General features: G+C 32.7%; 11 protein-coding genes. 5 read left to right on the top strand and 6 right to left on the bottom strand.

Annotated features, from left to right (window positions below; genetic code table 11):
* Nucleotide 1 precedes the first annotated feature (1 nt).
* Together ACNC7R_RS17590 and ACNC7R_RS17595 are read right to left on the bottom strand one after the other, a co-directional pair.
* Nucleotides 2-2,206: a fasciclin domain-containing protein gene (locus ACNC7R_RS17590; protein ID WP_417942324.1), complete on the bottom strand. Its 2,205-nt coding sequence runs from the start codon at nt 2,204-2,206 to the stop codon at nt 2-4.
* Between the two features lie 666 nt (nt 2,207-2,872).
* Nucleotides 2,873-3,211, bottom strand: coding sequence for a hypothetical protein (locus ACNC7R_RS17595; protein WP_417942325.1), 339 nt, complete (start codon nt 3,209-3,211; stop codon nt 2,873-2,875).
* Nucleotides 3,212-3,708: 497 nt separating this feature from the next.
* Here ACNC7R_RS17595 and ACNC7R_RS17600 point away from each other — a divergent pair, with 497 nt between their 5' ends.
* On the top strand, nt 3,709-3,954 hold the full coding sequence (locus tag ACNC7R_RS17600; RefSeq protein WP_417942326.1) for a hypothetical protein: 246 nt from the start codon (nt 3,709-3,711) through the stop codon (nt 3,952-3,954).
* A gap of 103 nt (nt 3,955-4,057) precedes the next feature.
* Here the strand turns inward: ACNC7R_RS17600 and ACNC7R_RS17605 are convergent, their stop codons facing one another.
* On the bottom strand, nt 4,058-4,363 hold the full coding sequence (locus ACNC7R_RS17605) for a hypothetical protein (protein ID WP_417942327.1): 306 nt from the start codon (nt 4,361-4,363) through the stop codon (nt 4,058-4,060).
* A gap of 218 nt (nt 4,364-4,581) precedes the next feature.
* The gene (locus tag ACNC7R_RS17610) at nt 4,582-5,223 is read right to left on the bottom strand and encodes a Two component regulator three Y domain protein (protein ID WP_417942328.1); all 642 of its coding nucleotides are present in this window, start codon (nt 5,221-5,223) and stop codon (nt 4,582-4,584) included.
* A gap of 170 nt (nt 5,224-5,393) precedes the next feature.
* On the opposite strand from ACNC7R_RS17610, the gene ACNC7R_RS17615 reads away from it, so the two are divergent.
* From ACNC7R_RS17615 to ACNC7R_RS17625, 3 genes are all read left to right on the top strand, one after another.
* On the top strand, nt 5,394-5,882 hold the full coding sequence (locus ACNC7R_RS17615; protein ID WP_417942329.1) for a DUF1761 domain-containing protein: 489 nt from the start codon (nt 5,394-5,396) through the stop codon (nt 5,880-5,882).
* Nucleotides 5,883-6,410: 528 nt separating this feature from the next.
* Entirely contained in the window at nt 6,411-6,848 is a 438-nt protein-coding gene (locus tag ACNC7R_RS17620; protein ID WP_417942330.1) for a hypothetical protein, read from the top strand.
* A gap of 123 nt (nt 6,849-6,971) precedes the next feature.
* Nucleotides 6,972-8,117 (top strand): GNAT family N-acetyltransferase, encoded by a 1,146-nt coding sequence (locus ACNC7R_RS17625; RefSeq protein WP_417942331.1) that lies wholly within the window; start codon nt 6,972-6,974, stop codon nt 8,115-8,117.
* Between the two features lie 9 nt (nt 8,118-8,126).
* Here the strand turns inward: ACNC7R_RS17625 and ACNC7R_RS17630 are convergent, their stop codons facing one another.
* Nucleotides 8,127-8,996 (bottom strand): diacylglycerol/lipid kinase family protein, encoded by an 870-nt coding sequence (locus ACNC7R_RS17630; RefSeq protein WP_417942332.1) that lies wholly within the window; start codon nt 8,994-8,996, stop codon nt 8,127-8,129.
* Nucleotides 8,997-9,058: 62 nt separating this feature from the next.
* Here ACNC7R_RS17630 and ACNC7R_RS17635 point away from each other — a divergent pair, with 62 nt between their 5' ends.
* Complete coding sequence (locus ACNC7R_RS17635) at nt 9,059-10,021, top strand: App1 family protein (protein ID WP_417942333.1); 963 nt, start codon at nt 9,059-9,061, stop codon at nt 10,019-10,021.
* Between the two features lie 253 nt (nt 10,022-10,274).
* Here the strand turns inward: ACNC7R_RS17635 and ACNC7R_RS17640 are convergent, their stop codons facing one another.
* A complete protein-coding gene (locus ACNC7R_RS17640) occupies nt 10,275-12,188 on the bottom strand; it encodes an ABC-F family ATP-binding cassette domain-containing protein (RefSeq protein WP_417942334.1) in 1,914 nt (637 codons plus the stop codon).
* Nucleotides 12,189-12,258: the final 70 nt, after the last annotated feature.

Raw genomic sequence — 12,258 nt, forward strand, 5'->3', positions numbered from 1 at the left:
TTTATTGCATATATGTAAGATAGTTATCTACTAAATGAATCAGGGATCTGTCTGCCAGGTTGTTACTTTTAGAAGGGATATAATGAGCCCAGTTTAAAAGTGAGTCTCTGAAAGATAAAGTGCCTGGTGTACTCTGAACCAGTACATAGGTTTTTTCACCAAAACCATCTTTTCTTAACGTTTCAAATTCACCTGTTGTCAAGCCGTCACTAGAAACTGTTTTGTTTACTAAAATATGGGCACGAATAAAATCTGCAACCTTTTCTTTGTCGCTTTGAAAAGTAGGTGTAACAGATGGTGGTAAAGCACCGTCTGTTTTTGCTTTTGCAATTGCAGCATTATTAGGCACTATAAAAGTGTAAGAGGTTCCTAACTCAACTCCCTGAATTTTTCCTGTAGCAGGATCATACAGGATTGAATTTTTAAGATAATCAAAAAAGGAAAGAAACTCAGAATTGGCCGTTTCAGCTAAACGTTTTAATTTTAATCCTTGCATTTCCTCACTAAACTGAAGTAAATTATCAACATAATAAGTTCTTCCGTTCTGCTGATCTTCGTGACCAATAATTCCAACCGGTACACCTGTTACTTCATTTCCTGCAGCATATAGTTTGTTGTTGTTCCATTTAATATATTCACCTGGAAGATCCATGTCTCCTGAGCGGATAATTCCTGATCCTGACAAATCGTCTAATTCACCGTTTGGCGTAAGTACTATTCCATTGTATAATATGCGTAATAAACGGGCACGTGCAATGGCACTTGTAGCAGATGATCCTCCAACTTGTGGGTTAACATACGTCCATGTTGAAAGAGTTGTATTATACCCAAATCCCAGTTCAGCAAGTTTAGCATCTGATGGTAAAAACAATGTATATCTGGTACTGATATTGCTAATCATTTCCTTCAGTCCTGACCCATCATTCATTAATCTCGTTGCCATGGTGAATTTCGGATCTAAATAAGCAGATGTATAAACGCTGTAAAACAAATTCGATTTTTGAATTTTGTTGGTGCCATAAAAGAATCCATTACTCAGTATTTTAGCCTCAATAATATCGCTATTGAAGTTGAATCTTAAATTTTCATTCAGAGCATTGCTATTTGAAGGGCCTTTTGATGGCCAGACAGCGTTTTGAACCATATGGGCATTAATAAAATCTCTAAAAACATATAGTGGAAGTACTTTAAGAGATGCGTAATTTTTAAGTAATATTTTATCGATAAATTCTTGCAAAACTTCATTTTTCGGAACTAATAGCGTATAGAGGTCACTCTGACCGTCATTGTCGGCCTGTTTTAAATAATTTTCATTATTAGGTGAAAAAGACAAAACGGGATCATAAAGCTTGATATCAACATTGTCTGACTTACCTGTATAATTACGATAGGTATTGGTAGCATCCTGACTGAAGGAATATCCAACAAGCCCGTAATTTTCTAATAATTCCCGAAACTTGCTGTATTCAGGCTTTTGCTCTAAGTATTGTTCCAGAGTAGGTAATGGAAGAATTACTTTATCAATTTCGTGAATGATTCCATTTTCAGCAACAATGTCTGCTTCAGTTACCTTTGAATCCAAAATATTAAATCCGGTAAATTGAGCATTTGGATAGAAATAATTAAAGTCAACTGCACTCAAACCTTTTGCAGCGAAGTACTCATCGGTAAAATAAGTAATGTATTTATTGTTATTATCTCCAATTGCATAAACGCCTCCATTTCGATTAGAGCTCACAATCACTTTTGGCTGTCCGTTAATTGTTTTGGTAACAAATCCATCATAGTATGCAGTTCGTCTTCTAAAAGCGTTATCAATGACCCAACCCAGCCCAGATTGATAATCTGACATTTGTTCTTCTCTAAAAGCATTGTAAATAAGGGCATAGCGAACAATTTTTCCAGCGGTTTCGGCATCAATCTTATTTACATCTGTAATGCCCTGTTCTTGAAAAAATTTAGTAAATGCGGCATCATTAGGAGCAAGCATAGTCCAATAACCGGCTTTACCTAAGATATCCTTGTATCCCGCTTTTTCAATTAAAACTAGAAGATTTTTAAAATTGCCACGAGCTTCCAACTGTTGGTAAATAGGTGGTTCTAAAGTATCTGGTCGGCCATAGTAATCATCGTAAGCATCCTTACTGCAACTTGACAGCAGGACTAAAAATGAAAACGCAAGTAGTTGGTGTATTTTTTTCTTCATTCTGGTTAATTTAAATAATGATTGGCTGATTGATTTTAACTTTTTTTTTAGTAAAAAATGGATATATCAAACCTAAAAGGTTATGTTGCTAATTCTATCCTGCACTATCCTGTTTTTTTTATATGTGTTTTTTTTTGTTTTAATTAAATAACAATATCATAATTTATACGTTAATATTTTATAAATACATTAAATACAGTATTTGTAAGGCTTTTAACGATCTTACTAATATGTTGATGATATAAATAGCTGGTGAATAGAATTATTTATTTTTAACAAAAAAATCATTTAAAAGATTACTTAAATAGGTAATTATGAAAGTGAAAGTGAGATTTTTTTCAGGAAAATTCAGATGTTTTTTGCTGTGTTTTGAGATGAAAAGTGAAAATCTATTCTTTACATTTAAAAATTTCAGAAGATTTTTGCAAATGAACTGCTTTAACATTTTTTATGTTAAATTCCCTAACAGATTGATAGGAAATATTTACTATTTGAACAAATCCGGTAGTCAGTAGCCATGCTTGTTCTGTTATATAGTGAACGGAATTGTTTTTCAATATTTATCCGTTCGTTATCGTAGAAACTATAATAAATTAAAAACGGACATACCAGAGTATGCCCGTTTTGCGATTTTTTTGATCTTAATGAAGGTATTTATTGTTTGTTTTATTTTTCTTTGTCTCTATCAGAATTATTTTTTGTTTTAGGTTTTTCCTGATTTGCGGTATTTTCTGAAGTGAGATTTCTGTTGGTTTCTGAATCGGTGTTTCGATGTTTAAAATCTTCAATCAATTCTTCCTGATAGTGATATGGGTCTTCATCTCTGACATAGTTGTCATTATCAACAAACGCATTCTGATCTATAAAATCAGGATCGCTTTCCTCAAATGCTGTTTTGCTTTCTTTGTCTGGATTCTTTTGAAAATCATTACCATTCACAGGTGTATTTTGATCAATAAAATCGGGATCGGTTTGGCCATATTCGTTGTTGTTTTGATTTTCCATGATAGTATTTTTTTTAGAATAATTGTTGTTTTGTGAGTCAGCCGGACTTGATATTTACAAATTTATTCTAATGAATTCTGGCAGTTATTATAAAAAAAGCGTTGATAGTTATATAATTAATTGCGACTTACAATTATTTCAAAGGGATTTTTTTTCATGGTTTTATATATTCTGAGGATATTTTAGTTGCTTACTGCATTTTATTTAGATGACACAGAAGCTAAACTCAAATTATTGTAAAAAGTTATAGACCATTTTAAAAGTTAAATCACTCAAATTGGTTTATTTAAAATAAATATGCTAAAACCTTCAGATGGCAGCAAATTAATACTCTGAATTGATTATATTGGTTACTGAGGCATTAACAATCTTTTTTGCAAAACATTATTAAAATGTTGATAAATAGTTTGTTATGTTGATTTTTAAGAATTGTTTTGAAATAAATTATAATTATATTTGAAATAATCAAGGGCTTATTAATTTAAAAATATTTTACTATGGATAAAGCTATAAAACTAAAGGTTCGTAAAGATTTAAATGATCAGCAACAATTGAATATAATTAAATTAAAAGGGAGTTTAATTTCTAAAGGCTATACAGAAATAATACATATTCTGGATCAGGATGATGAATTTCACATCAATTCATTTGCAACGCCTTCAGAAACAACTAATGAGGTTCAGGAATACATTACAGCATTTATCAATAAAGAAAATTTATCTGATACAATAATTGTTCTATAAATATTTTTTTTGATCATTCAGCAAAACAAGATCCTCAACAATTTTTTATCAAAAACAAGAGGCTATCCGAAAAGTAAGGACAGCCTTTTTTTATGCAAATTAATTACGCTCTAAACAAAGCATATTTATTGTAATCATATAAAACCTTATCGTAAGGGACTAATAATGTATCTATTTCTTCTGAAGACTCTTCAAAAGTAATTCCGTTATGTTTTCTGAACAAATAAATTTCTCTCAGGCAATTAGACAAACTCTGATGAATTTCAGAAGTAAACAATGGCAATTGATTATCTCCTGCCAGTAAATCAATCTGATAGTTTGAACTGCTTTTAGAAAGGTTATTTCCAATTATTCTGATAGTGAACTTAGTGCTTTTTCCGTGTTGTTTTCCCTGATAATGTATTACCATGACGTTAGTATTAAAGATTAAAATTTATTTTAGCTGATTTGAACTGCATTTTGAATTCATTAATTAAAATTATGAAAAAAAAGCAAAAACGTAAAATTAGAGGTATTAAATTATTCTTTTTTTAGCATAAAAAAACCGCAACGAATTACGGTTTTTTCACAATTAACTAAAAATATTTAATCAACTTTTTCACGAGTAAAATTCATTCATAAGCATGATTAATTTACGATTATATTGGTATTATCTTTTTCTTCTTTTACATCGAATAAAAAAGGATTCCCATTTTCATCAAACATCTTCATATTCAAAGAGTCCAGCACTGTGAGTCTTTTAGAAACTGAACCTTTGAATTTATTATATGAAAGATTCATTTCAGACAAATGCGTTAGATTTTTAAGTTCTTTTGGAATTTCGCCTTTAAAATTATTATCAAACAAACTGAGATTTTCTAAAGAATTAAAGTTTCCTATTTTAGGACTCAGGCTCCCTGAAAATTTATTATTATTCAAAAGCAGCAATTTCAGAGTCGAAATTTCATATAAAGAATCCGGTAAAGCTCCTGCTATCTGATTATTAAAAAGGGCTAGTGTTTCGAGATATTGTAAATTCCCAATAGAAGGAGGAAGTTGTCCCTTCAAATTATTATTAGCCAGATTAAGCCCTACAACTCTCCCGTTAGTGATTTCTACTCCACACCAGGTTGATACTGACGAAGCCAGATCCCATTTTATTTTCCACTCTCCTCCATTGGTTGCATAGTATATTTTTACAAGCGCATCCTTTTCTTTATCAGAAACTGTATCTGCAAAAACTGAATTAGTTAAGGCAAATAGTAAAAAAATAAAGACAACTTTTCGCATAGATTGGGACATGTAAGTTTATGCAAAAATATGTGATTTAAAATTCTACGCAAGCAATGTCGATAAAGTGTTAATAAGTAAAAAACAATGATTATTGCCTGAAATAATAAATACTTTTCACGCTGATTTTTTAATTAAATTTGATTTACTAATCATAAAACCCTTATTATATGGAAATTAACTTTATTACATTTCTGGCAGCTGCTGTTGTTACACTTGTAACCGGCTTTATCTGGTACAACCCCAAAGTATTCGGAACCATCTGGATGAAAGAAAATAATTTTACACAGGAAGATCTGAGAAAAGGCAATATGCTCAAAATATTTGGATTTACTTATTTCTTCTCTGTGTTGATTTCAATGGCTTTAATGTCATTTACAATTCATCAGTCAGGTGCCTTGGGAATGATAGGAGGACCAACCATGATAGAAAGTGCCAAACCTTCATTTCATGCTTTCATGACCGATTACGGAACTGCCTACAGAACATTTAAACATGGTGCGCTTCATGGTTTTATGGCGGGATTATTTTTTGCCTTTCCAGTTATTGGAATCAATGGTTTATTCGAAAGAAAATCATGGAAATATATCTTTATCCATGCAGGATACTGGCTGCTTACGCTTACTATTATGGGCGGAATTGTCTGTGCTTATGCCTAAATACTACAATAAGTTAAATCCGTTTGAAAACTAAATTCAAACGGATTTTCTTAATAACGTAAAGAAGAGTTATCGCAAATAACAACTGATTTCCAAATACATAGAAAGTACTCCTGAATACCTATTTTCTATCCAGATTTACTATGCCTAATCAAGGCTTTCGGAATGCAGCCTGATGGCTATCAATAATTTTTCTGCCTAATTAGGAATATTCACGATATAGAATTCTAAATTTTCTATTTCAACAAACGTCATCATAACATGCAGTAGTTTTTAGACCAAAGCAGACTTTACTGCCAAGTCTCATTTCAATCAATTAACATACTATCTTCACCTAAATTAGAAACAACCATCTTTTTGGATGTCCAAAAAAAAAGCACTTACAATAAAAATAACAGTACTTATTTTTTTTTACAATTACTCAAAATTCCCACTTTTTTTTAAAAAAAAATTCTGATTAAAAAAAACAAAATTATTTAGATTTTTTTAATAGTTTTGCGGCACAAATTAATATAACATTTAACAACAATGAAAAACACAATTACAAAAACTTTCGCAATTTTATTATTACTTGTTACAGCTTTTACTAATTTTTCTTGCGATAATGACGATGACACTCCAACCAACTTATTAGTAGGCAAATGGTACTGGGTTTCTACTAGCTATCCAAAAGAAAAAGCCAGCAGCCAAAAAGCAACTATTAGTCAAAGTGTTATTAGTTACATCGAATTTAAAACTGACGGCGTTTACGAAGAAGGTTATGAGACAGGAAGTGTAGCATCTTCTTATTGGAAAACTACCTATACCAAAACAGAAACAGGTTATACTATTGCAGATGAAGAATCTGCTGATATAATGAAAATTAAGGAACTAACAAGTGATAAACTAGTTACTGTTGATGAAGACGGAACTATTGATACTTATACTAAAACAGCATCAAAAGCAACTAATGTGAATGAAATGTAATCCTAAAAATAAAATTAATAAAAAGTCTGCCTGCTCACAAGGGCAGACTTTTTTATTTAAATTTGTCTGTACACAATTGGCGGACAACTATTATCCTAATTTTAAAGAAATTAGCTCACACTTTTGAATACAAACTATTCTTTTCAAATATATAAAAGCACGTTCGAACTGCCTTTAGAATGGAACTCGCTGGCTTCAGAAAACATTTTTTTAACACGCGAATATCTCGAAGTACTGGAAAATTCCTGTCCGGTAAATATGACCTGCCATTTCATCGGAATTTTTGAAGAAAAAAAACTTGTCGGAATCGTTCTGACCCAATTTTTATTTGCAGAAAAACTTGAATCATTTGGAGAACGGGATAAATGCTTAAAAACTTCTGTCCGTAATTTTGCCCTGAAAAATTTTGCCTCTCATGTTTTATTTATAGGTAACAATATGCTAACTGGGCAGAATGCTTTTTCATTTGCCAAAAGTGTAAAGCAGTCCAAAGCGATTAAAACGCTTCATAGAGCCATCACTCAGCTTAAAAAAAATTTAAAAGCCAGTGGCAAAAAAGTTCATATAACGAGTATAAAAGATTTTACCGCCAAAGAAATTGAACCGCTGCAGGCCGAATTCAAAAACAACTATACCTTTTCTACCCAGCCTAACATGGTTTTTGAAATCAATAAAAACTGGAAAACAGAACAGGATTACATTGATGCCTTATCCAAGAAATATCGGGATCAATACAAACGCGCCAGAAAAAAAGCAGATGGAATAGTAAAGAAAAAAATGACCTTATCTGACATTCAAAAATATGAAGATGTTATTTATGACCTCTACTTTCATGTTGCTAAAAATGCTCCTTTTAATACTTTTTTTCTCGCCCGAAACCACTTTAGCTTTTTTAAGGAAATCATGAAAGATGACTTTTTGCTGTATGGCTATTTCTTAAACGAAAAACTAATCGGTTTTAATACCCTTATACAAAATGGTGACACAATGGACACTTATTTTTTGGGTTATGACGAAAGTATTCAGCGGGACAAAATGCTTTATTTAAACATGCTGTATGACATGATTAGCTATTCTATTAAAAAAGGTTTCAGGAAAATCGTCTTCGGCAGAACAGCTCTAGAAATTAAAAGTTCTATAGGCGCTAAACCTGTAAAAATGTACGGACTCATTACACATAGTAATACCTTAATCAATCACAATATTGCCTGGTTTTTTAACTATCTCGAACCAAAGAACGACTGGCAGGAACGAAATCCTTTTAAATAATTATATTTTTCAAGGAATCGCAATTTTCATTTGCTTGTGCAGAATATGGATTTCTAACAACTTCTGCACACCGCAATATTCACCATCAATCTGAAAACTCACAGGATAATCGGTTTCTATAGTGGCCTGATCTGTAGAAATGATAACCACATCCTCAGAATCGACTGGCATATTGCCGGTAATTATTTTTCCGATAAGGAACAAATCAATGTTTTTTAGGATGACCAACTCAAATTTACCATCATTCATGACACCATTCGGATTAATGGTTACGCCTGTCCCATACTTTTGAGAATTAGCAATAACAATCATTCTTGCAATATGTTCAACTGTTTTTTTATTAGCTTTAATAGTCGCAACAAACGGTTCGTTTGATTCTGTCAAAGTCGTAAATGCCTGCAGCGCATAACCCCAAAAACCACGTACCTCGCTTTCTTCATAATTTTTTACAAGATCAGCATTTAGTCCTAAATCACTTAGATGAATACTTTTTTTGCCATTGATACAAATCATATCCATTTCAATATAAGGATTCAGAAAGGCAATTTTCAGGTTTTCTTCGATTGTTGAGGGCAGGTTTAAATCAACGGAAAGTCCATTTGCAGAACCGGCGGGTAAAATACCAATAACTACATCGTGCTCTTCCATGGCTTCGGCTACCATCTTAATAGTCCCGTCACCTCCCGCTACTACAATTCGTTCCGGAATATGTCTATTGTATAAGGCTTGTATTTGTTTTTCATCATTTTTTCCTGTAGTTTCATACACCTCTAAATCAAAATTATTTGTGGATGCGAATTCCTCTACTGCCTCGATCAGATCAGATTTATCAAGATCTCCCGAGATAGGGTTTACGACGAATATGATGTTTTTTTTCAAAATTTTCTATTTAAAAACCAATTAAATTAATTAAATTACAGTTACATAAATATACACAATTAATGAAACCAATTTTACAATTATACCGCGGTTATGCCAATGAACAGGAATTAATTGTAATGGGACATGTTTTTAAACGAACGTATAGCTATGATTTTCAAAAGAAAAACTTCAAAAATGCACGTTCGATTATTAATCAGTTCAGGATAAAAACGATTAAGAATTTTGATATTTACCTGAAACTTGGAGAAAAAGAAATCCATACCAAAACTTTAGATGATGGTTATTTTAAATTTTGTATTCCGCTGGAAAAGGAATTCCAATTTGGATGGATGGAATACGAAGTGAGTATCAGATACAAAACAGAAATTATAACTTCTAAAGGCAGTTTTATTAGGCCTCATGATGGAAACCTAGGAATCATATCTGATATTGATGATACTTTTTTGATTTCGCATACAAAAAACATCCTTAGGAAAATTTATATACTATTATTCAAAAATGTAAATGCCCGAAAAGTTTTTAAAGATGTGGTCCCACACTATCAGGCTTTAAGCTCAGCAGGAAGAAATAATAAGGACGAACAAAATGCTTTTTTTTATATTTCAAGCAGCGAATGGAACCTGTATCGGTTTATTGTAAAATTTACCAAAATACATCAGTTACCAAGAGCCGTTATTTTATTGAAAGATATCAAAAGAGGCATTGCCGATTTTTTTATGAGCGGACGCGGCAACCACAATCATAAATTTGACAAAATAAAACATGTTTTAGAATTCTATCCGAATCTCAAATATGTACTATTAGGTGATGATTCACAACATGATCCTTTTCTTTACGAGCAAATCTGCAAAATATTTCCGGTTACGGTAATTGCCGTTTATATCAGACAAACTGGTAAAACCCAAAAATCAGAAGTCAAAAAAATCATGAAGAATTTAGAATCCCTCGATGTTTCTGCCTGTTATTTTAAGGAAAGCAGTGAGGCAATCATCCACTCAAAATCTATTGGGATTATTAAGTAAAGAATATTTAGGTCGAAAAGTTATGAGTTATGAGTTATGAGTTGCAGACCTGAAATATGAAACAATGAAACTTAAAAACCAGAAACTCCTAGCCCGGATTGAAGAGGAAAGCCCGGAGCTAAAAACCCTGATTTTTCTTGCCGAAAAACAGCGAACAAATGAAGCTCGTTTTATGGCTTAGAAAAATCAGGGGTTTGTGTCCCGATAGCTATCGGGATGTAACGTAAAGCTGGATTAGCTTCCGAAAATTATATTATGCATTAAAATTATCAATTTCTTCCTGCACGGTTTCCCAGTCTGTCAGCAATTGATCCAGATCTTGTTTCTTTTTGTTGTATGCAGTAAAGAATGAGGCATCTTCAATATGTTTGTCATAATTTGAAGCCAGCATTTTGTCATCATGCTGGATATCTTTTTCGAGTTGCTGAATCTGACTTTCTATTTTACTTAAACGGTTTTGAAGTGCTTTGCCTTTCTTTTGGTCTTCGTAGGAAGCTTTAGGCGCTTCTTTTACAGGAGCTATCTTAACAACATCTTTTTTCTCTACTTCACGCATGTTTTCAAGATTACGCTGTTCTAAGAAAAAGTTGATATCTCCTAAATATTCTTTAATCTTTTGATCTTTAAATTCATAGACTATATTCGACATTCCCTGAAGGAAATCCCTGTCGTGAGAAACCAGCAAAAGTGTTCCTCCAAATTTTTGAAGAGCTGCCTTTAAAACATTTTTGGATTTAATATCTAAGTGATTCGTAGGCTCATCCATCAGCAAAACGTTTATTGGCTGAAGAAGTAGTTTACAAAGTGCCAGACGATTACGTTCTCCTCCTGAAAGTACTTTTACTTTTTTCTCTACATCATCACCCCGGAATAAAAACGAGCCTAACATATCGCGCACTTTAGAGCGGTTGGTATCCGTTGCTGCATCTTCCATTGTTTGAAGCAAAGTGATTTCGCCATCTAAATATTCTGCCTGATTTTGGGCAAAATATCCTAATTGTACATTGTGTCCGAGTTTGATATTTCCCTGATATTCAAATTCATTTACCAATGCTTTGATGAAAGTTGATTTTCCTTGTCCGTTTTGACCGACAAAGGCAATTTTACTTCCACGTTCAACCAATAAACTAATGTCTTTCAGAATCGTTTTGTCTCCGTAAGATTTTGTTACATTTTCAGCCTCAATTACCACTTTCCCTGGTTCTTTTGAAACCGGAAAAGAAATATTCATAACCGAATTATCGTCTTCATCAACCTCAATTCGCTCTACTTTATCCAGTTTTTTAATCAGCGACTGTGCCATAGAAGCTTTTGAAGCTTTGGCACGGAATTTCTCGATTAATTTTTCTGTTTCTTCGATTTTTTTCTGCTGATTTTTCTGAGTAGCTAATTGCTTTTCGCGAATTTCGTGACGCAATTCTAAATACTGTGAGTATGGCTTATTGAAATCATATGCTTTTCCTAACGAAATTTCGATGGTACGATTCGTTACATTATCCAGAAACATTTTATCGTGCGATACAATCACTACAACTCCGGGGTAATTGCGAAGGAAATTTTCTAGCCAAATGATACTTTCTATATCTAAGTGGTTGGTTGGCTCATCCAGAAGCAATACATCATTGGACTGCAATAATAATTTTGCCAGTTCAATACGCATTCTCCAGCCTCCTGAAAAAGTTTCGGTCTGGTTATTGAAAACTTCTCTTTTAAAACCCAACCCCAAAAGGATTTTTTCTGTATCACCAACATAATTATATCCTCCAAGAAGTTCAAAACGATGGGTATAATCAGAAAGATCTTCTATAATCTGGCTATATTCTTCACTTTCGTAATCCGTTCTGGTAACCAGTTGATGATTGATTTCCTCCAGCTTTTTCTCTACTACCTTAATTTCGGTAAAGGCTTCATAAGCTTCTTCCAAAACTGTCCTTCCCTGTTCAAAATCAATGTCCTGACGCAAAAAGCCCATCCGGATATCTTTCTCGTGCGAAATAACTCCCGAATCAGGTTTAAAATCTCCTGCGAGCATTTTTAACATAGTAGATTTACCAGCTCCGTTTTTACCAACAAGACCAACGCGGTCTCCTGCACCTAAACGAAAAGTAACTTCTTCAAATAAATAAGTTCCTCCAAAAGAAACCGAAAGATTGTGTATATTAAGCATAATTTGTGACTATCAGTATCCGCAATAAAGATTTAAGTACCTTATTTACTTTACTTTTTGAAAGTGCAAA

This window comes from Flavobacterium adiutor (genome assembly GCF_048282555.1).
GTDB lineage: Bacteria > Bacteroidota > Bacteroidia > Flavobacteriales > Flavobacteriaceae > Flavobacterium.